18 protein-coding genes and 1 riboswitch are annotated in these 20323 nt (G+C 63.6%); of the genes, 8 read left to right on the plus strand and 10 right to left on the minus strand.

Features of this window, described 5'->3' with window-relative positions:
• Positions 1-30 precede the first annotated feature (30 nt).
• The 4 genes from IHQ72_RS06140 to IHQ72_RS06155 form a co-directional block, all read right to left on the minus strand.
• Positions 31-330, minus strand: a complete 300-nt coding sequence (locus IHQ72_RS06140; RefSeq protein WP_258121621.1) for a CcdB family protein — start codon at positions 328-330, stop codon at positions 31-33.
• The gene (locus IHQ72_RS06145; RefSeq protein WP_258121622.1) at positions 330-572 is read right to left on the minus strand and encodes a type II toxin-antitoxin system CcdA family antitoxin; all 243 of its coding nucleotides are present in this window, start codon (positions 570-572) and stop codon (positions 330-332) included. Before IHQ72_RS06145 ends, IHQ72_RS06140 begins: the two co-directional genes overlap by 1 nt.
• Before the next feature lie 62 nt (positions 573-634).
• The gene (locus tag IHQ72_RS06150) at positions 635-2455 is read right to left on the minus strand and encodes an ABC-F family ATP-binding cassette domain-containing protein (RefSeq protein ID WP_258121624.1); all 1821 of its coding nucleotides are present in this window, start codon (positions 2453-2455) and stop codon (positions 635-637) included.
• 1 nt (position 2456) lies between these two features.
• Positions 2457-3101 carry a thiamine diphosphokinase gene (locus tag IHQ72_RS06155; protein ID WP_258121625.1) on the minus strand — a complete coding sequence of 215 codons (645 nt, stop codon included), beginning with the start codon at positions 3099-3101 and terminating at the stop codon, positions 2457-2459.
• Between the two features lie 102 nt (positions 3102-3203).
• Positions 3204-3318: riboswitch (TPP riboswitch) on the plus strand.
• A gap of 43 nt (positions 3319-3361) precedes the next feature.
• Between IHQ72_RS06155 and thiB the strand changes: the two genes are divergently transcribed.
• From thiB to IHQ72_RS06175, 4 genes are all read left to right on the plus strand, one after another.
• Positions 3362-4375: a thiamine ABC transporter substrate binding subunit gene (thiB, locus tag IHQ72_RS06160; protein WP_258121626.1), complete on the plus strand. Its 1014-nt coding sequence runs from the start codon at positions 3362-3364 to the stop codon at positions 4373-4375.
• 248 nt (positions 4376-4623) lie between these two features.
• On the plus strand, positions 4624-6243 hold the full coding sequence (gene thiP, locus IHQ72_RS06165; RefSeq protein WP_258121627.1) for a thiamine/thiamine pyrophosphate ABC transporter permease: 1620 nt from the start codon (positions 4624-4626) through the stop codon (positions 6241-6243).
• Positions 6243-7013 (plus strand): thiamine ABC transporter ATP-binding protein, encoded by a 771-nt coding sequence (thiQ, locus tag IHQ72_RS06170; protein WP_374120383.1) that lies wholly within the window; start codon positions 6243-6245, stop codon positions 7011-7013. Before thiP ends, thiQ begins: the two co-directional genes overlap by 1 nt.
• A 298-nt stretch (positions 7014-7311) precedes the next feature.
• Entirely contained in the window at positions 7312-8739 is a 1428-nt protein-coding gene (locus IHQ72_RS06175) for a M48 family metalloprotease (protein ID WP_258123749.1), read from the plus strand.
• A gap of 3 nt (positions 8740-8742) precedes the next feature.
• Here the strand turns inward: IHQ72_RS06175 and IHQ72_RS06180 are convergent, their stop codons facing one another.
• Positions 8743-9606 (minus strand): RNA polymerase factor sigma-32, encoded by an 864-nt coding sequence (locus IHQ72_RS06180; RefSeq protein ID WP_192360880.1) that lies wholly within the window; start codon positions 9604-9606, stop codon positions 8743-8745.
• A gap of 330 nt (positions 9607-9936) precedes the next feature.
• Between IHQ72_RS06180 and IHQ72_RS06185 the strand changes: the two genes are divergently transcribed.
• From IHQ72_RS06185 to IHQ72_RS06195, 3 genes are all read left to right on the plus strand, one after another.
• A complete protein-coding gene (locus IHQ72_RS06185; RefSeq protein WP_258121629.1) occupies positions 9937-10710 on the plus strand; it encodes an amino acid ABC transporter substrate-binding protein in 774 nt (257 codons plus the stop codon).
• A 159-nt stretch (positions 10711-10869) separates the two neighbouring features.
• Entirely contained in the window at positions 10870-11550 is a 681-nt protein-coding gene (locus IHQ72_RS06190) for an amino acid ABC transporter permease (RefSeq protein WP_023803896.1), read from the plus strand.
• A complete protein-coding gene (locus IHQ72_RS06195) occupies positions 11547-12320 on the plus strand; it encodes an amino acid ABC transporter ATP-binding protein (protein WP_258121630.1) in 774 nt (257 codons plus the stop codon). The genes IHQ72_RS06190 and IHQ72_RS06195 overlap by 4 nt, the downstream gene beginning before the upstream one ends.
• Before the next feature lie 105 nt (positions 12321-12425).
• On the opposite strand, the gene IHQ72_RS06200 is transcribed toward IHQ72_RS06195, so the two are convergent.
• The 5 genes from IHQ72_RS06200 to IHQ72_RS06220 all read right to left on the minus strand — a co-directional run bounded on the left by IHQ72_RS06200 (position 12426) and on the right by IHQ72_RS06220 (position 18937).
• On the minus strand, positions 12426-13007 hold the full coding sequence (locus IHQ72_RS06200) for a CarD family transcriptional regulator (protein ID WP_027152934.1): 582 nt from the start codon (positions 13005-13007) through the stop codon (positions 12426-12428).
• Between the two features lie 366 nt (positions 13008-13373).
• Entirely contained in the window at positions 13374-13712 is a 339-nt protein-coding gene (gene fdxA, locus IHQ72_RS06205; RefSeq protein WP_258121631.1) for a ferredoxin FdxA, read from the minus strand.
• 149 nt (positions 13713-13861) lie between these two features.
• Complete coding sequence (locus IHQ72_RS06210) at positions 13862-14248, minus strand: RNA-binding S4 domain-containing protein (RefSeq protein ID WP_258121632.1); 387 nt, start codon at positions 14246-14248, stop codon at positions 13862-13864.
• Positions 14249-14262: 14 nt separating this feature from the next.
• A complete protein-coding gene (locus IHQ72_RS06215) occupies positions 14263-17661 on the minus strand; it encodes a helicase-related protein (protein WP_258121633.1) in 3399 nt (1132 codons plus the stop codon).
• Positions 17662-18352: 691 nt separating this feature from the next.
• The gene (locus tag IHQ72_RS06220; protein WP_258121634.1) at positions 18353-18937 is read right to left on the minus strand and encodes a TetR/AcrR family transcriptional regulator; all 585 of its coding nucleotides are present in this window, start codon (positions 18935-18937) and stop codon (positions 18353-18355) included.
• A gap of 83 nt (positions 18938-19020) precedes the next feature.
• On the opposite strand from IHQ72_RS06220, the gene IHQ72_RS06225 reads away from it, so the two are divergent.
• The gene (locus tag IHQ72_RS06225; RefSeq protein ID WP_258121635.1) at positions 19021-20265 is read left to right on the plus strand and encodes an FAD-dependent monooxygenase; all 1245 of its coding nucleotides are present in this window, start codon (positions 19021-19023) and stop codon (positions 20263-20265) included.
• The last annotated feature ends 58 nt before the right edge of the window (positions 20266-20323 follow it).

Here is a 20323-nt window from a genome sequence, read left to right on the forward strand (position 1 = left end):
GCCGGCTAACCAGCCTAACTCCCCAACGGTTCAGAAGCCTTGGAACAGCATGTCGAGCGCGGCCACGATGTCGTCGTGATGCCTCGTCAGATTCAGCCGGCTTTCGCCCAGTTCAGTCGTTGCAACCGTGGCGATCAAATGGGTAGCCATGACCAATTTCCGCCCATTGATCTCGAAAATGGGATGAAGCTTTCGCATTGGCGATGGCGCCGTCGCGACCGGCAGAAGCGGGACGACCACCCGGGTCTTGAAATGGTCGAGCAGATCGGCCTGGACGTCGAGGAGATAGCCGCCTTCAATGCTAGCTGCGAAGGCGTCATACCGCGCCATCAGAATTGCCGATGTTCTGCCAGTGGAATGCCGTGTTTTTCGACATATTCGTTCCACGCATCTATCGTTGCGCGGTTCTCAAGCTTCCACAGCCGTGTCTTTTCGGCGGCCACTGCCTCCGCAATGCCGGCTTCGGCGGCGCGCGAGACATTCACATCGAGTCCCTTGGCTTCCTTCATGAGCTTTGAGTCGATCGACAGATTTGCCGGCTGACGAACCGCATTCATAGCTATCTTTCGCATGATACCCCCGCAGCATGCGCATAATATATGCGCATTTTCATATTGGAGCAACGGCGAAGCGTCTACCCCTCCATCTCCTCGCGCAACATCTCCAGTTCCAGCCATTCCTCCTCGAGCGCTGCCAGCGTGGCGCGCTCCTTGTCGAGGGCGGCGATGGTCTTCTGGAACGAGGCCGGATCGCGCTCGTAATAGGCCGGGTCGGCAATGTTGTTCTCCAGCCGTGAGATCGAGGCGTTCACCGCCTCGATCTTCTTCGGCAGCGATTCCAGCGCGAATTTTTGCTTGAACGAAAGTTTTTTCGCCGGGCCCTTCGGCGCAGCAGCTCCGGTCCTGGCTGCCACCGCCGCTTCGCTGATCTCGGCTTTCGGCCGCGTCCCGCGGTCGTCCAGCCTGGTGCCGCCGCGCTGCGCCAGCATGTCGGAATAGCCGCCGGCATATTCGATCCAGCGGCCACCGCCGTCCGGCGCGATCAGGCTGGTCACGGTGCGGTCTAGGAAATCGCGGTCGTGGCTGACCAGGATCACCGTACCGGCAAAACCGGCGACCAGTTCCTGCAGCAATTCCAGCGTCTCCATGTCGAGGTCGTTGGTCGGCTCATCGAGCACCAGCAGGTTCGCCGGCCGCGCCAGCACGCGGGCGAGCAGCAGCCGCGCCCGCTCGCCGCCCGAAAGCTCGCGCACCGGCGTGCGCGCCTGTTCCGGTTTGAACAGGAAATCCTTCATGTAGGAGACGACGTGGCGCTGCTCGCCATTGATGACGAGGTTCTCGCCGCGCCCGTCGGTGAGGTATTGCGCCAGTGTCTCTTGCGGATCGACCGCCTCGCGTTTCTGGTCGAGCGTAGCGATCTCCAGATTGGTGCCGAGCCGCACCGTGCCTGCGTCCGGCTTCAATTCGCCGGTCAGCATCTTCAGCAGTGTCGTCTTGCCGGCACCGTTCGGGCCGACCAGGCCGACGCGGTCGCCGCGCTGGATGCGGGTCGAGAAGCCCTTGACCACAGTGAGGTCGCCAAAGCTCTTCTCGATGTTCTTGGCCTCGATCACCAGCTTGCCGGATTCGGCGGCGTCGCTGGCCACCATGGTCGCCGCACCCTCGGCGCCGCGATGGCCACGAAAGCGCTGGCGCATGGTCTGCAGTTCGCCGAGCCTGCGCATGTTGCGCTTGCGCCTTGCAGTCACGCCGTAGCGCAGCCAGTGCTCCTCTCGCACGATCTGGCGGCCAAGCTTGTGCTGCTCGCGCTCTTCCTCTTCCAGCACCGTGTCGCGCCATTCCTCGAAATGGCCAAAGCCCTTGTCCAGCCTGCGGGTCTGGCCGCGATCGAGCCAGACGGTGGCGCGCGACACGCGCTCGAGGAAGCGGCGGTCGTGCGAGATGACGATCAGCGCCGAAGACGTGCGGGCAAGCTCCTCCTCCAGCCATTCGATGACCGACAGGTCGAGATGGTTGGTCGGCTCATCGAGGAGGAGAATGTCGGGCTCCGGCGCCATGACGCGGGCAAGGGCGGCACGGCGCGCCTCGCCGCCGGAGAGATCGTTCGGCCGTTCCTCGCCGGACAGGCCGAGATGCTCCATCAGATAGGTGGCGCGGTAGGGATCGTCGGCGGGTCCGAGCCCCGCCTCGACGTAGGCGCGGACGCTGGCGAAACCATCCATGTCGGGCATTTGCGGCAGGTAGCGCACTGTCGCCGAAGGCTGGCGGAACACCTCGCCGTCCTGCAGCTCGATCAATCCCGCAGCGATCTTGAGCAACGTCGACTTGCCCGAGCCGTTGCGGCCGACCAAAGCGATCTTGTCGCCCGCCGACGCTGTCAGTTCCGCCCCGTCGAGCAGCGGCGTGCCACCGAAGGTCAGTTTTATGCCGTCGAGATTGAGAACTGGCGGCGCCATGTCAGCTTTCAGGTAAGGGGAATGGGTGGGCGAGCAACAGCGCGCGGCCGCTGCCCAGCGCAATTTCCAGCCGGCCCTTGACCTCGTTGGAAATGGTCAGCGACGAACCGAACGCCATCTCGATATGGTTCAGCGGCCATTTGGCGCCGGTCACGGTCAGGCCGGTAAGGTCGGAAAAGCCGAGAATCGAAAACAGCGTGCCGTCGGCGTAGTCGAAGCCGGCCTTTCCGCGAAGCAAGGGGGTGCCTTCTTGTGCGCCGCTGGTCAAAAGCACCTCCGTCCCTGCCTCGGCCAGTCGGACACTGAGCGCCAGGTGCAGGAAGGCGTGGTCGGTGCGTTTGCCGCCGAACGCGCCGGCGAGCACGAGGCTGGTTGCGCCGCGTTCGAGCGCGGCGGCGATAGCCAGTTCGCCGTCGGTCTTGTCCTTTTCTGCCGGAAACACCTGGCGGGGCACGGCGGCCAGCTCGCCCGGCAAATCCGCCGGCACCGAATCGAAGTCGCCGACCCAGAGTTCCGGCGTCAGGCTCAGCGTCCGGGCATGGCTCATGCCGGCGTCGGCGGCGATGACACGGGAGCCTTCGACCTGGCGGTCGAGCAGCGGCGTGCGGATTAGATCGCCGCCAAGCAGGATGGTGAATTTGCTCATATGCGTGGCCCTTACCAGCCCTGCTTGCGAAACGGAAGGCCGCGTTCCGGATGCCCGGCAAACTTCCGCTTGCGCCGCAACTGGGCCGGGCCTATGTGTCGAAACGCTCTAACGGGGTGCTGGACGCGATCTTCGCGAACCAGCTGAGAGGCAACCAAGCCAACCCGCTGAACCTGATCCGGTTTGTACCGGCGGAGGGATTAGACGTTTCGGACAGCCCGACGCCTCAATTCCTTTCAACGCGAACGAAGGAGGCGCCGATGCGCACGTTTTTATACACTCTTGTTTCGGCAGTGCTGCTTGCGGCGACCGTTCCCGCCGGCATCGGGCCGGCATCCGCGCAGGAAAAACTCACCGTCTACACCTATGAGAGCTTCACCGCCGACTGGGGTCCGGGCCCCGCGGTGAAGAAGGCCTTCGAGGCCGAATGCGGCTGTACTCTCGAATTCGTGGCGGTCGCCGACGGCGTCGCCCTGCTCAACCGCGTCAAGCTGGAAGGGGCCGCGACCAAGGCCGACATCGTGCTCGGCCTCGACACCAACCTGACTGCGGAAGCCAAGGCCACCGGCCTGTTTTCGCCGCATGGTGCCGTCATCGACGTCAATGTGCCGGGCGGCTGGAGCGACGATATTTTCGTGCCGTTCGACTATGGCTATTTCGCCGTCGTCTACGACACCGAAAAGCTGAAGACGCCGCCGAAGAGCCTGAAGGAATTGGTCGAGGGCAATGCCGATGAGAAGATCGTCATCCAGGATCCGCGCACCTCGACGCCCGGTCTCGGCTTGTTGTTGTGGGTGAGGTCGGTTTATGGCGACAAGGCGCCGGAAGCCTGGGCAAAGCTTAGGGCAAAGGTGCTCACCGTGACGCCGGGCTGGAGCGAGGCCTATGGCCTGTTCACCAAGGGCGAGGCGCCGATGGTGCTGTCCTATACCACCTCACCGGCCTATCACATGGTCGCCGAAAACACCGAACGCTATCAGGCGGCGTCCTTCGAGGAGGGCGAGTATCTGCAGATTGAGGTTGCCGGCATCACCACGTCAGGCGCGAAGAACCCGTTGGCGAAACAGTTCCTGACTTTCATGACCGGACCGAAATTCCAGGATGTCATCCCCGAGACCAACTGGATGTTCCCTGCCGGCAAGACCGACAAACCGCTCAATCCGGCTTTCGACAAGCTCGTCAAGCCGACCAAGACTTTGCTTTTCAGCCCCGAAGAGGTCGCCGCCAATCGCAAGGCCTGGGTCGACGAATGGCTGTCGGTGATGAGCAAGTAGCTTGTGATTGAAAGATGATTACTCTACGGCGCCCCCCTCTGTCCTGCCGGACATCTCCCCCTCAAGGGGGGAGATCGGATGTCACTTCCGCTTTCGCCAATCGCAACAGTCGAAAGATTGAGGCGAGGGTGAAGCTGCCAATCTCCCCACTTGAGGGGGAGATGTCCGGCAGGACAGAGGGGGGTGGGCGGGAACTCGACCTCAGCCATATTTTCTGCTTCGACGATCGTTGAACTAGGCAGGGCGGCATGCATACCGGATATCCTGCCGATCCCCGCGTCACTGCCGGCACCATCGCGCTTGCCGCTGTTGCGCTGCTGATCGGCGGAGCGTTCGCCGGGCTCATCGTCGAAGGCGCCCGCGACCCGTCCGGCGCCATGTCGGCCTTCGATTCCTACCTCTTCCGCGTCGCCCGTTTCACGCTGTGGCAGGCTTTGCTGTCGACACTGCTTTCCGTCGTGCCGGCGCTGTTCGTTGCGCGGGCGCTGTCGCGGCATCCGCGCTTCTTTGGTCGCGGCCTGATCCTGCAGCTCTTCGCCGTGCCGCTTGCGCTGCCGGCCATCGTCGCCGCACTCGGCATTCTGGCTCTCTATGGCCGTGCCGGCTATTTCGCCGGCGTGCTCACCGCGATTGGCGGTCAGGGCTGGCCGGGCATATACGGCCTGTCCGGCATCCTCATCGCCCATGTCTTCTTGAATCTGCCGCTGGCCACGCGGCTGTTACTTGAAGCGCTGACGACAGTGCCGGCCGACCAGTGGCGGCTGGCGAGCCAGCTCGGCATGGGCGCCAGACCCGCCTTCCGGCTGATCGAATGGCCGACGCTGCGCGCGGCGTTGCCGGGCGTCGCCGGGCTTGTCTTCATGCTCTGCATCACATCCTTTACCATCGTGCTCACGCTGGGCGGCGGGCCGCGTGCGACGACATTGGAGGTCGCCATCTACCAGGCACTGCGTTTCGATTTCGACCCTGCCCGCGCGGTGACGCTGACACTGCTGCAGATCGCGCTGACCTTCGTCGTTGTGCTGGCATTGATGCGGCTTGGTGCCAACACTGTCGGCGACGCCAATCTGCCGGTGGCACCGCGCCGCTATCTTTCGGCCGGCACGGCCGAGACCGTGCTGAACACAGCATTGATCGTTCTCGCATTGCTGTTCGTCGCCGGGCCGATGGCTGCCATGGTGATGTCAGGCCTTGGCGCCGATCTCGGCCGGCTGGCGGGCGAGATCGCGGTGCGGCAGGCGACGCTGACCAGCGCCGTGCTCGCCCTGCTGGCGGCGCTGCTTTCAGTGGCGCTGTCGCTGTCGCTCGTCATGGCACGACGGGCGCTGGCCTTGAGGCGTCGCGTCGGCGCCAGGACGCTGCTCGAATACGCCACCGATACCGGCGCCGGCTTCGTCCTCGTCGTGCCGCCCATCGTCATCGGCGCCGGCTGGTTCCTGCTCCTGCGGACCGTCAGCGACGTCTTTGCCATCGCCCCTGTGATGGTCGTCGTCGTCAATGCGGTGATGGCGATGCCGTTTGCCATCCGCGCCATTCGCCCCGGCTATGATGCGGCGAGCGAACGCCACGAACGGCTCTGTTTGCTGCTTGGCATTTCGGGCTGGAACCGGTTCCGGCTAGTCGACTGGCCGTCGCTGCGGCGGCCGCTCGCCACCGGTTTCGCGTTCGCCATGGCTTTGTCGCTCGGCGATCTCGGCGTCATTGCCCTGTTCGGCAGCGACTCCCTGCAGACACTGCCTTACCTCTTGCTGGCGCGCATGGGCAGCTACCGCACGATGGACGCCGCAGGCCTGGCGTTGCTGCTCGGCCTGGTTTGTCTTGCGCTTGTCCTGGCCGCTGACTGGCTGGGGCGCGGGGAAAAATCATGATGCTCAACAGCGCGGAAAGCGGTACGGCTGTGCGGCTGGAAAAGGTCTCGTTCAGCTATGGCGAAGCGCCGTTTTTATTCGATATCGAGTTCGCCGCCTCGAAGATCACCGCCATCATGGGGCCGAGCGGTTCGGGAAAATCGACACTGCTCAATCTGGTGGCCGGCTTCGAGACGCCGCAATCGGGCCGCGTGCTGATCGGCGGCGCCGATGTCGGCGCCAAACCGCCGTCGGCGCGGCCAGTGTCGATGGTGTTCCAGGAAAACAATCTCTTTGCCCATCTTTCGGTCGAACGAAATGTCGGCCTTGGCCGCTCGCCGTCGCTCAGGCTGACCGAGGGCGACCACACTGCAATCGCCGCGGCGCTCAAGCGCGTCGGCCTTGCCGGCAAGCAACAGCGCCTGCCGCACGAACTCTCCGGTGGCGAGCGGCAGCGCGTCGCACTCGCCCGCGTCCTGGTGCGCGACCGGCCGGTGCTCTTGCTCGACGAACCGTTCGCCTCACTCGGACCGGCCTTGCGCGACGACATGCTCGGTCTGGTAGCCGGCGTCCATGCGGAGCGGCGCATGACGGTGCTGTTCGTTACGCATCAGCCGGAGGACGCCCACCGTATCGGCCAGGATATGGTGTTCCTGGACAATGGCACGGTTGCCGCAACCGGGACTGTCGCCGATTTTTTTACCAAGGCTGGACCGGAAGCCTTCCGGCGCTATATCGGTGCAGGTCCGTTTGGCGCGGGATCACGAGATGTTGCCCGGAAGCGGACATAATTTACGGCCAAAACCGGCTTCAGGCGATGTGGTGCTTGCTTGCCATGGTCAAAGTAGTGTGGCTAGGTCCTCAGATATTGGTCCGGCATAGGTTGTGATTTGCCACTACGGTGCCATGCGTGCTCGTGGGCGCGAAGGACGCTGTGGCAGTTGATTGTGCGCATGATCCTTTCTGAAAATCGATGCCCGATTTTCGGGGCCATGTGCTGAGACCCGAAAGGAAGCTGTTCTGCCGACCGGCACCGACAGAGTGAGAAGGAAACCGCTGGCGCGCTTCCTCGCGCTGGCCGGCTTTGCCATGGCGCTGGCAAGCTGCCAGATGTTCACGCCTCCGGACGTCCAGGAATCCGGATTCCAACCTTCCAGCAAACCGATCACGGTCGACAATGTCGCCGCCAACAGCAAGCTCGCCGAAATGGCGAAGGCGCAGCACCCGCGGATCCTGGCCACCTATGGCGGCGAATATTCCGATCCCAAGCTCGAGCGCATGGTCGCCAAGGTCGTCGGCAGCCTGACCGTGGTGTCGGCCAACCCGAGCCAGACCTACCGCATCACCATTCTCAATTCGCCCAACGTCAATGCTTTCGCGCTGCCGGGCGGCTATCTCTACATCACGCGCGGCCTGTTGGCACTGGCCAACGATTCGGCCGAGCTCGCCGCGGTCATCGCGCATGAGATGGGCCACGTCACTGCAAACCACGGCCTGCAGCGCCAGCAGCTCGAGGCTGAGGAAGGGTTTGCAACCAAGGTCGTCTCCGATGTGCTCGGCGACAGCCCAACCGCCAAGGCGGCACTGATCCGCGGCAGGCTGCGGCTTGCCCAGTTCTCGCGCAATCAGGAGCTTGAGGCCGATGGCATCGGCATCAAGTCGATCGGCGAGGCGGGCTTCGATCCCTTTGCCGCCGGCCGCTTCCTGCAGTCGATGTCGGCCTACACCGATTTCCGCTCGATCAGCGGCGCCACCGACGCCAGCCTCGACTTCCTGGCGACGCATCCCAACACGCCGCAACGCATCGACCTGGCGCAGCGTCATGCCCGTCAGTTCGGCGCGCCCGGCGTCGGCACGCGCGACCGCGACGCCTTCCTCGCCGGCATAGACGGCCTGCTCTACGGCGACACGCCGGAGGAGGGCTATGTGCGTGGCGAAACCTTCCTGCATCCAGGGCTCGGTGTGTCGTTTTCGGTGCCCGACGGCTTCATCATCGACAACTCGGCCGCGGCGGTGACGGCAACCGGGCCAGGCGACATAGCGGTTCGCTTCGACGGCGTTTCGATCGACAAGAGCCGCTCGCTGACAGACTACATCCGCAGCGGCTGGGTGGCCGGTCTCGACGAAAGCAGCGTGCGCCAGGAAACGATCAATGGCAACGAGGCGGCGACGGCGCATGCCAGCGCCGAGGGCTGGCAGTTCGACATCGCGGTGATCCGCGCCGGTGGCCAGGTCTACCGGCTGTTGACGGCTGCCCCTTCCGCCAGCGCCTCGCTGGGTGCCGTGGCGCGCTCGGTCAGCGGCTCCTTCCGTATCTTGAGCGCGGCCGAGAAAGCGGCGCTGAAGCCGCTGCATATCCGCGTTGTCACGGTGCGGCCCGGACAGACCATGGGTTCGCTGGCCGCGCAGATGGTCGGCGTCGACCGCAAGCTCGACCTGTTCAGGGTGCTCAATGCGATGTCGCCCGGCGCAGCCGTTTCGGCCGGCGACAAGGTCAAGATCATCACCGACAAATAAGAGTCAGGCGGCGGTCGCCAGAAACTCGGGGTTTTGCTTCACCAGCGCCACCTTGAGCTTTTCCATGGCGCGTGCCTCGATCTGGCGGACGCGTTCCTTGGAGATGCCGAGCGCCTCACCGAGGGCTTCGAGCGTCGCGCCCTCGTCGCTCAGCCGGCGCTCCTCGATGATCCTGAGCTCGCGGGCATTGAGCGCGCCAAGCGCCGTTTTCAGCCAGACAGAGCGGCGTTCGACATCGATCGTGTCGCCCACGACCTCGTCCGGCAAAGGATCGTCCGAAACCAGGAAATCCATTCGCTCGGTGGCGCCCGCATCGTCGGCGAGCGGCTGGTTGAGCGAACTATCCGGTGCCGAAAGGCGGGAGTCCATCATCGCCACGTCAGCCTCGGAGACGCCGAGCGCGACAGACACCTCGCGGTAGAGCGAGGTATTCGAGATCGGCTCGGCACCGTTCGCCAAGCGGGCGCGCAGGCGCCGCAAATTGAAGAACAACGCCTTTTGCGCCGAACTGGTGCCGCCACGCACGATCGACCAGTTGCGCAGGATATAGTCCTGCATCGAGGCGCGAATCCACCATGTCGCGTAGGTCGAAAACCGCACCTCGCGTTCCGGTTCGAAACGGGCCGCCGCCTCCAACAGGCCGACATGGCCTTCCTGGACCAGATCGCCGAGCGGCAGACCGTAGTGGCGGAATTTCGAGGCCATTGAAATGACCAGACGCATATGTGCCATGGCGATTTGGTGCAGCGCCTGCTGGTCGTTGTCTTCCTTCCAGCGCAGCGCGAGAAGATGCTCTTCGTCGCGCTCGAGATAGGGGGCTTTCATCGCCGCGCGGACCATGGTTCGCCCTGCCGTATCTTCCATCATGCCACGCTCCCTGTTCCGGGCGTTGTGGTGCGATCGCTCGAACCCTGAGCTGGCATCGTGGTTGAATTGGCGACGCCGCGCCCTACAACAGCCAAGAACGTGCCACGCGGGTGATTGGTTCCGCCGCTGATGTCGCGTGGATTGCACTGCCGAAAGCTCGTTGCGGCGGTCGTTACGTGGTCGGTTGACGTGACTCGATGTGGTTTTGAGAATCGGATTTCGAAAGCGTCTCATTTTGAAATCTGGTTCCTTATTTCGCCAGCCTGCATCTGTCAGTTTCCGGCGCTCACAAATGCGCCGGACGCCGGCCAATGACGGGATCACAGAAAAATGAAATGGCTCAAATCGCTTATCGTCGCCGCAACACTGCAGGTACTGGCCGTCACATCAGGCCATGCCGGCGCCAATCTCGATCAGATCAAGCAGGCCGGTGTCTTCAAGGTCGGCACGGAAGGTACCTATGCCCCCTTCACCTATCATGATGCCTCGGGCGCGTTGGTCGGCTTCGATGTCGAGATCGCCAAGGCGATCGCCGAGCGCCTCGGCGTCAAGGCCGAATTCCTCGAAGGCAAATGGGATGGGCTGATCGCCGGCCTCGACGCCGAGCGTTATGACGCCGTCATAAATCAGGTCGGAATCACCGAGGAGCGCAAGGCCAAGTATGATTTCTCCGATTCCTATATCGCTTCCAAGGCGGTGCTGATCGTGCGGGGCGACAATACCGAAATCAAGAGCTTTGCCGACCTCAAGGGCAAGAAGGCAGCGCAGTCGCTGACCTCGAATTTCGGCAAGCTCGCCGAAGCGAACGGCGCCGAGCTCGTCGGCACCGATGGTTTCGACCAGTCGATCCAGCTGCTTCTTACCGGCCGCGCCGACGCCACCATCAACGACAGCCTGTCCTTCCTCGATTTCAAGAAGCACAAGCCCGACGCCAATGTGAAGATCGCCGCGCAGGAAGAAAACGCCGACTATTCCGGCGTCCTCGTGCGCAAGGGCGATCCGGAACTGGTCGCCGCCATCAATCAGGCGCTGGCCGATATCAAGGCCGACGGCACCTACCAGAAGATCGCCGACACTTATTTCGGCCAGGACGTTTCGAAGTAAGCGCATTTCACGGAGCGAGCCGTTTGTCGGCCCGCACGGCAAGTATCGCGGCGAGCTGTCTTTGACGGCCGCCGCTTCTCGCGTGATATGACGACCGTATGATCGCGCCTCGATGCTGCCGGGGCGGTTTTGGGCGGCAATCTCGCAAGGAGGGTTTTCGTGCCGCACTGGCTGCAACTGATGCTGGATTCGTTGCCCACGCTGCTATGGGCCGCGCTGATCTTCACCGTGCCGCTAACGCTGCTGTCGTTCGCATTCGGTCTCTTTGTAGGACTGGTTGCAGCGCTCGTCCGGCTGTTCGGCCCGAAGCCGCTGGTCGCCGTGGTCCGCTTCTACGTCTGGATCTTCCGTGGCACGCCGCTTCTGGTACAGCTCTTCCTGATCTTCTACGGCCTGCCTTCGGTCGGCATCCTGCTCGACGCTTTTTCAGCTGCGTTGATCGGCTTCACGCTCAACATCGGCGCCTATACGTCGGAGATCATCCGCGCCGTCATAGGCTCTGTGCCGAAGGGGCAGTGGGAGGCGGCCTATTCGATCGGCATGACCTGGGGCCAGGCGATGCGGCGCACGATTCTTCCGCAAGCAGGCCGCGTCGCGGTGCCGCCGCTGTCAAACACCTTCATCTCGCTGGTCAAGGATACATCGCTGGCCGCCGCCATCACCGTGCCGGAGATGTTCCAGGCGGCGCAGCGCATCGTCGCCACCACCTATGAGCCGCTGATCCTCTATGTCGAGGCGGCGGCTCTCTATCTGGCGCTGAGCTCGGTGCTGTCGGCGTTGCAGACGCGCTTGGAAAAGCGGCTCAACCGCTATGGCGGCTTCCTAGAGGCGCGCTCATGATCGGTCTTACTAACATCGAGAAGCGCTTCGGCGACAATCTTGTGCTGAAGGGCGTGACGGTCACCATCGAGGAAGGCAGCGTCACCGCCCTTGTCGGTCCCTCGGGCGGCGGGAAAAGCACGCTTCTGCGCTGCATCAACCTGCTCGAGATCCCGACTTCGGGCACAGTGCGCATCGGCGACGACGCGCTCGAATTCCACCCCGGCAGCAAGGTTTCCGGCAGGGCCATCCAGCGCCTGCGGCTGCAGACCGGCATGGTGTTCCAGAATTTCCAGCTGTTTCCGCACCGCACGGCAATCGAAAATGTCATGGAGGGGCTGGTGACGGTGCTGAAATGGCCGGTCGAGCGAGCGCGCGAGCGGGCGAACGCTCTGCTCGAAAAGGTTGGGATGGCGCACAAGGCCGATGCATGGCCGGCGACGCTGTCAGGCGGCCAGCAGCAACGCGTGGCGATTGCCCGGGCGCTGGCGCCATCGCCGAAAGTGCTGCTGTGCGACGAGCCGACCTCGGCGCTCGATCCGGAATTGGCTCAGGAGGTGGTCGACGTGCTCGGTAAGCTCGCCCGTGAGGGCACCACAATGGTGATGGCGACACATGATCTGCGCCTCGCCTCCAAGATCGCGCAGGAGGTGGTGTTCCTCGACGCCGGCGCCATCGTCGAGAAAGGCCCCGCCGCTGTTCTGTTCAGCAATCCGGAGCGCCAGCGGACCAAGCGGTTCATCGCGACGCTGAAGCAGGAGGCAGAGAAGGAAGGCGGCGGCGAAGGTTAATGCATGTCGCCCAAAACTGCGCAGCGGTTTTGGGATAACGACATGCATAAAAAGAGAAAACCCGGCGCGAGGCCGGGTTTTTCCAAATTCGAAGGCGAGAAGCGCTCAGGCTGCTTCTTCCTGCTCGGCTTCTTCGTTGTCGGCCTTGGCGCCGCGCTTCGGACCCTTGTTGAGATTCACCTCGATGAGGCGCACCGCTTCGGTTTCCGACATGCGGTTGACGGCCGCGATCTCGCGCGCCATGCGGTCGAGTGCCGCCTCATAAAGCTGGCGCTCGGAATAGGACTGCTCCGGCTGGTTGTCGGCGCGGTAGAGGTCGCGCACCACTTCGGAGATCGAGATCAGGTCGCCGGAATTGATCTTCGCATCATATTCCTGGGCGCGGCGCGACCACATGGTGCGCTTGACGCGGGCGCGGCCCTGCACGACCTTCAGCGCGCGATCGACATAATCCTCTTCCGACAGCTTGCGCATGCCGATGGAGGTCGCCTTGGCAACCGGCACTTTCAGACGCATCTTGTCCTTCTGGAAGTCGATGACGAACAGTTCCAGCTTGTGGCCCGCAACTTCCTGCTCATCGATCGAGACGATCTGGCCGACGCCATGCGCCGGATAGACGATGTACTCGCCGGTCTTAAAACCGTGACGCGCTGCGCTGGACTTCTTCTGCGGGGTGATTGTTGCCATTACGCCATGAACTCCTTGGTGTGGTACCGGCATTCTGCCGGCCGAACTCGCGCGATCGGGTAACCGATCGTTAGCCGCACAACTACGAACCCACCGGAAAAGCCGAGGCTGGCAAACCGCATAATTGCGACCGCCTGCCCCAGATCACTCTGGTCCGGATTGAGAAATTCACCTTTCAGTGATTTGGGGCGTTTGCGCCATAAATCGACGTTGTGTCACCGGCATGTTTGATTGATGTAGCACAAAAAGTCGGAAGAATCAAGGTTTTGCTGCACGCGCGAAGGCCATGCGCTATCGCTGCCTGTCAAGGCAGTTAATGTACCATGCCTTTTACGCGGCGTTATGCTGGCTGAATCAGCGGTCTTGTCAGTCGCCCTCGCCGGGCTCGTGGGAGAAATATTTCTCAAACTTGCCGGCCTCGCCATCGAAGGATTTGGCGTCGGCCGGAGGCTCCTTCTTGGCGGTGATGTTGGGCCATTTATCAGCGTATTCGGTGTTGATCTGCAGCCATTTGTCGAGACCCGGCTCGGTGTCGGGCTTGATCGCGTCGGCCGGGCATTCCGGTTCGCAGACGCCGCAGTCGATGCATTCGTCGGGATGGATGACGAGCATGTTCTCGCCTTCGTAGAAACAGTCGACCGGACAGACCTCGATGCAGTCCATGTATTTGCATTTTATGCAATTGTCGGTCACGACATAGGTCATCGGTCGGCTCCGGGACGTCCCGTTTTTGTTAGGCTTTTTTGGTGAGGTAACGTCTTTGCCCGCCGCTTGCAAGGGCAGCCATTGCGCGCGATACCGGTGTTTCCGGAATGGAATTCCAGAGGGGCGATGCGGCGAGACCCGGTTATGCGTCAGTCGTCGCCGAACAACCGGTCGGTCTCCCGGCGTTCCTTCTTGGTCGGGCGGCCGCTGCCGGCATCGCGCAGCGCGGGAATCGCATCGGCAACGGCCTCGCCCTTCGGCGCGGGCGGCGGCGACATATCCTCGTAGAGCATGCGCGCTTCTTCGGCAGGGCCGCGCCGGCTTCCCGTGCCGAGCACCTTCCAGACGAAGATGCGCCGCTCGAGAGTGATGGTCAGGACATCGCCGGCCCGGACCAGATCGGAGGCCTGCGCTGCTTTGTCGCGATTGATGCGGACGCGTCCGGCCACCACCAGCTTCGCTGCCAGCGAGCGCGATTTCACCGCACGCGAAAAGAACAGCCATTTGTCGATGCGCTGGCGGCCTTCGGCGACCATCGGAGCGAGCGAACTTACTTCTTCAGCTGGTCGCGCAACGCGGCGAGCTTGGCGAAGGGAGAATCCGGGTCGAAGCGCACGGGACGCTCCTCGCGAGGCTTAGGCTGGAACGCGGGCTTTCCACCTGGTGCGCCACCCTTGCCGTCCTGCCTGCCGCCCTTCCAGTCGGGCCGGCTTTCGCGACGATCGGGACGCTCGCCCTGCGGCTTGCCGTCGCGCCGTTCCCCTGCCTCACCCTGAGGCTTGGGCTTGAACTTGCTGCGGTCGAAGCGCGGCTTGCCGGCGCCGTCGCCGTCGCGGCGTCCTTGATGGGGGGGCCGGCTGCCTGGAGCGCCGGCCGGTTGGCCGCCGGTGGCATCTGCCGGTGCGTCGCCACGGCCATCGCGGGCGGCTTGCCCGTTGCGCGGGCGATTGTCCCTGTCACGGGGCCGGCTGTCGTGGTGGCGGTGGCGCGGGCGCTGGTCGAAGCGGCCCTGCCGCCACAACAGGATGGGTTTTGGTTCTTCGGCCTCTTTCTCGGCCTCTGGAGCAGCCTCGCCGGTGGCGGCTTCCGTCGCCGCGGCAGGTTCGGTCGACACTGCTTCCGTTGCGGCAGAGGCTTCGAAAGCCGGCTCCGCCGGTGCGACCCCAACCTCGGCGGTTTCGGTTGCTGCCTCTGGAGCTGCGGCTTCGGCTGCAGGCAGCCCCTCTACCGTGACCTCAGCCGGAGTTTCCAGCTGAGCTTCTGCGACAGGTTCCGCTTCGGTGGTGGGTTCCGCGGGACCTTCGGCTGCGGCCTCTGCCACGGCAGCCGGCTCCGAACTCTCGGCCGGCGCCTCGGCGGCTGCGTCCGCAACCGCGGCGTCCGCTGCCTTGGCCTGCTCGGCTCGCGCAGCTTCTTCCGCCGCCTGCTTGGCCGCGGCGGCTTCACGCGCGGCATTGTCCTGTGCCTCGAGCCGTGCCCTCACCTCGACCGCCGGCTTCGGCTCCGCCCGGTAGCCGAGGCCTTTCAAAATCTCTTCCATGTCGTCGGCCGTGGCGCCGAGGATCGACATCATCGGCGGCGTCACCATGAAGGACTGACCGTCATAGGCGCCGTCGGGGCGCTGGCCGAGGCCCGGCTTCCAGTTGGTTGCGGGCCGGATCAGGTCGGCCAGCCGTTCAAGGATGTCGACGCGTACCGCGCGACGGCCGAGATTGCGGTAGCCGGCCAGTTTGTAGAATGCCTTGTCGAAGGTGGGATCGATGACCACTGAGGTGCGGCCGGAGGCCAGCGCGTGAACCACGTCGCCAAAGCCGGGCTTGTCCTTGCCGTCGTTCCTCAGCGCCCACAACAGCGTCACCAGTCCAGCCGGGGCCGGCTTGATCAGCGCGGGCACGAAGACGTGGTAGGCGCCGAAGCGCACGCCGAGCCGGCGAAGCGCGGCGCGGCCTTCCTGGTCGAGCGACTTCATCTCCTCGGCGATGTCGCGGCGGTTGATGAGGCCGAAATGCTCGACGAGTTGGAAGGCGATGCCGCGGCCGATGCCGGTGATCTGCTCGGCGTTTTTGAGGTCGACGAGCGGCTTCAGCAGGGACTCGATCTGGAAATTGACGAAGCGCTCGGCGCGCGCCGCGACCTTGTCGCGGGCGGGTCCGGTGAGCTGCTCGTCGGCCAGCAGCACAAGGCGCGGCTTCAACGGCTCGTCGCCTGCGACCAGCGTGCCGATCGGCGCGCCGATCCAGCGCAGCGTGCCGTCGGAGCCGAGCGCGATGTCACCGTTGGCCGAGGCGCCGAAGCGTTCGGCCCGCGCCTCGAATTCGGCTGCAAGCGCCTTCTGGGCTGCTGTACGCACCGCCTTGGCATCCTCGCCGCCGGCGCTCTGGTCGGCGGTGAAGCGGAACCCCTGCAACTCGCCGACATGATGGCCTTCGACGAGGACGGTTCCGGTTGGGCTGATTTCGGCTTCAGGCATGGTATTTTCTCTAAGGCGCCGCATGAGGACCGAAGTCCTGCGGTCTACGAAGCGTTTCGTCAACCGCTCATGCAGCGCATCCGACAATCTGTCTTCGATTTCGCGCGTCTTTTCCTGCCAGTGTGCCTGATCGGCCAGCCAGCCGGGCCGGTTGGAAACGAAAGTCCAGGTGCGGATCTGGGCGATCCGGTGCGACAGCGTGTCGATGTCGCCCTCGGTGGTGTCGGCACGGCGCACCTGCTCGGCCATGTAATTCTCGTCGACATGGCCATGCCTGGCAAGGTCCGTATAAATCGAGGCGATCAGGTCGGCATGCTGAGCCGGCGCGATCTTCCTGTAATCGGGAAGGGCGCAGGCCTCCCACAACAGCGCCACGCGCCTGGCGTCGGTGGCAAGCGCCCGGATGTCCTCGTCGCGGGACAAATGCTCGAGCGCCTGCGCATCCACCGCCGGCAGCGCGCGCGTCAGGCCTTCAACCGGCGCGTTGGTCTCGATCGAGCGCTTCAGCGCGTCGAGGTTGGCGAAATCGAAACGCGCGGTGCGCCATTGCAGCACCTTCACCGGGTCGAAATCATGCGCTTCGATCTTCTTGACCAATTCCTCGTCCAGTGGATCGACCTGGCCCGTGACGCCAAAGGTTCCGTCGCGCAAGTGCCGGCCGGCGCGGCCGGCGATCTGGCCGAGCTCGGCCGCTGTCAGATTGCGGTACTGGTAGCCGTCGAACTTGCGGTTCTGGGCGAAGGCGACATGATCGAGATCGAGGTTGAGGCCCATGCCGATCGCATCGGTGGCGATCAGATAATCGACATCACCCGACTGGAAAAGCGCCACCTGCGCGTTGCGGGTGCGGGGCGATAGCGCGCCGAGCACGACGGCCGCACCGCCCTGCTGGCGGCGGATCAGTTCGGCGATCGCATAGACCTCGTCGGCGGAAAAGGCGACGATCGCCGTGCGTCGCGGCAGGCGGGTAAGCTTCTTCGAGCCGGCATAGGCCAGATGCGACAGCCGTGGCCGCGTCACCACCGACACGCCCTTCAGCAGACGCTGGAGGATGCCGTGCATGGTAGCTGCGCCGAGCAGCAGTGTCTCCTGGCGGCCGCGTAGATGCAGGATGCGGTCGGTGAAGATGTGGCCGCGCTCGAGATCGCCGGCTAACTGGACCTCGTCGATGGCGACGAAGGCGGCGTCGGTCTCGCGCGGCATGGCTTCCACGGTGCAGACCGAATATCTGGCGCCGTCGGGCTGGATCTTCTCCTCGCCGGTGATGAGCGCCACCTTGTGAGCGCCGACCTTCTCGCAGACGCGTGAATAAACCTCGCGGGCGAGCAGCCTGAGCGGCAGGCCGATAATGCCGCTTTCATGCGCCACCATGCGCTCGATGGCGAGATGGGTCTTACCGGTGTTGGTCGGCCCGAGCACGGCGGTCACGTCGCGGCCCGACAGGATCAGCGGTTCAGTGTGTTTCGGCTGGATGTTCATCGACCTGGAAATAAGGCTCTCTGCCTCGCGTTGTCGGGAGCGCGCCCCGTGGCGGCGCGTGTGACAAGCGACACATAGGGATTTCGGGCGCGAAGCGAAAGCGGAATGTTCCGACGGCAGCACGAAGGCTCTCGTCCGGTGTTGTCAACCGGTCCTGATTTAACAGTTGGAACGAGTCTGGAACGAATCAGCTACGAATCGCTGACTCTTGCTGATTCAGGTTTTGTTCACGGCTACATCTGGGTTTTTTGCCGGCAAGTCTCACCACATGCTGAATCGCCGAACTGGCCCGATTCATGCAGGGCGGACGTCGTCGTTAACATTTGCCGATGAACGATCGGCGCATGCCGGCAGGCGTCACCCAACATTATGAAACTATTGATCTTTCCTAACGCGCCTTAACGGTTTGAGGGACGTTTTCGACCTTTGTCGTTAACCTTCCGGTCAAAGCCGGAACGAAAAGGCGACGAATCAGCGCTGGCGAATATTTCCCGTTTTGTTCACCCCAATATGTTGTGTTGTGAACAGGTTTTCCACCGAGAATCCACAGGCGGGTAACAGGGTTTTTGCACAGGCCGTGCGGTCGCCGTTAACCTTTGCGTGCCGCTTCGGCACGAATCGGTGTCACGTCCGTCGGTCGGCGCAGTCGCGCAAGAGGACCAGACCCGGCCAACAATGCTGAACGGCAGGTTCAAGAAACGTCCTCTCCCACGGCATAGCGCTGCAAAGTAGGGCCGACGTTCTGAATGATTTCATCGTGGGACAGGGCGACGACGGGCGGAAGCCGCAGCAGGTATCGGCACATCGCCAAACCCAGCAACTGGCTCGAAACGAGCCCGGCCCGTCGACCCGCGTCGGCGGGATCAGCGACCGCCGCAACGACCGGCCTGACCTGGTTGCCAAATACGTCACGCAGCTTTTCGGCGGCGAATTCGTTCGACGTCGCCGAACGCAGCAGAATTGCCATGCCAGGACCGCTGGCCGGGCCTTCCCAGATTTCGAGAAAACGCCTGATCAGCGTTTCACCGATGGTGTTTCGGTCGATCGCCCGCAGTGCCGGCAATTGCAGGTCGACGACCGCCGCGCTGGCGAACAGGTCGTCCTTGCTGCGGAAATAGCGGATCACCATGGCGGGATCGATCGAGGCACGCGCCGCGACGTCGCGGATGGAGGCGCCGTCATAGCCGTGCTCGGCGAACAGGAGCCTCGCGGCCTCGAGGATTTGGGCGCGCGTGCGGTCCGATTTGCTGGGTTTCTTCGGCTGATTCTCGGTCATGAAAATTCATATGCCAACGCCCGTTGACAAATGCAATAGGTTCAATTAGAAAGTCAACAATCGTTGACAAATGGAGAGAAAAAATGTTGCCCGATACAACGGAAGTCCTGATCATCGGCGCCGGCCCGACCGGCATGGCGCTGTCCATCGTGCTGCACCAGGCCGGTGTCGATCATGTTCTGATCGACAGGCTGGCGCAGGGCCTTCAGACCTCGCGGGCTGGCGTCATCCACGCGCAGACGCTGGAAACGCTGGAGCCTCTCGGCGTCACGCAGCGGCTGAGCGAACTTGCCCTGAAGCTGCAGAATTTCGCCATCCGCGACCGCAATCGGGCGCTGCTCATGCTTGATTTCGGCAAGCTTCCGTCAAGGCATCCCTATTTGATGATGCTGCCTCAGAACCTGACCGAGCAGGTGTTCGCCGAACGGATCGCAGCCCTGGGCGGTGTGATTCACCGCATGATCGAGGCCAAGGCGGTCGTTCAGGATGCTGACGGCGCGCGCGTGACGGTGGTCGAGAACGGCCGCGAGAAACTGATATCGGCACGCTATGTCGTTGGTGCCGACGGCATGCAAAGCCTGGTGCGCAGGTCGACCGGCATCGAGTTCGACGGCGCGGCCTATGACGCTTCGTTCGTACTCGCCGATGTTCGTCTCGACTGGCCGGTTGGGCCGACGGAAGTGTCGCTGTTCTTTGCACCGGCCGGGCTGGTGGTGGTGGCGCCGCTTCCGGACGGATCGTACCGGGTCGTCGCGACAATGGATGACGCACCGGAAAAGCCCGAGATTGCCGACATCCAGGCGCTGCTCGACAGCCGCGGACCGACCAAGAAAAGAACCCGGGTGCTCGACCTGTCGTGGAGCTCGCGTTTTCGTGTGCATCACCGCCTGGTCCGCTCGTACCGCAAGGACCGATTGTTCCTCATGGGTGATGCCGCGCACGTGCACAGCCCGGCGGGAGGGCAAGGGATGAACACCGGCATCATCGACGCGGTTGTGCTTGGCCAGTTGCTTGGCGACGTGGTGAACGGCGTGCGCCCGGAAGCCGAACTCGACCTCTACGAAACGCTGCGACGCCCGGCGGCCCAAGAGGTGCTTGAACTGGCGAGCACGATGACCGACATGGCGCTTACCCGCAGTTCGGTGAAGCGGTTCGTCCGCAATCTCGTGCTTTCGGTGCTGAACCTCAATCCATTCCTGAAGCGTCGTATCGCCTTGAAACTATCAGGCCTCAGCCGGGCGCCGCTTGCCCGCCTGCCGGCACCTTCGCGCGAGCCGATCGCCCAGACCAAGCCTGCAGCCGAACCAGGGCTGAAGCTTGTTGCCTGACAGCCGCGATTGTACGGCTCCCAGCCCTCGGTCTCGGCCGGGTGGGCGTTGGGCCGGT

Source organism: Mesorhizobium onobrychidis (assembly GCF_024707545.1).
GTDB lineage: Bacteria > Pseudomonadota > Alphaproteobacteria > Rhizobiales > Rhizobiaceae > Mesorhizobium > Mesorhizobium onobrychidis.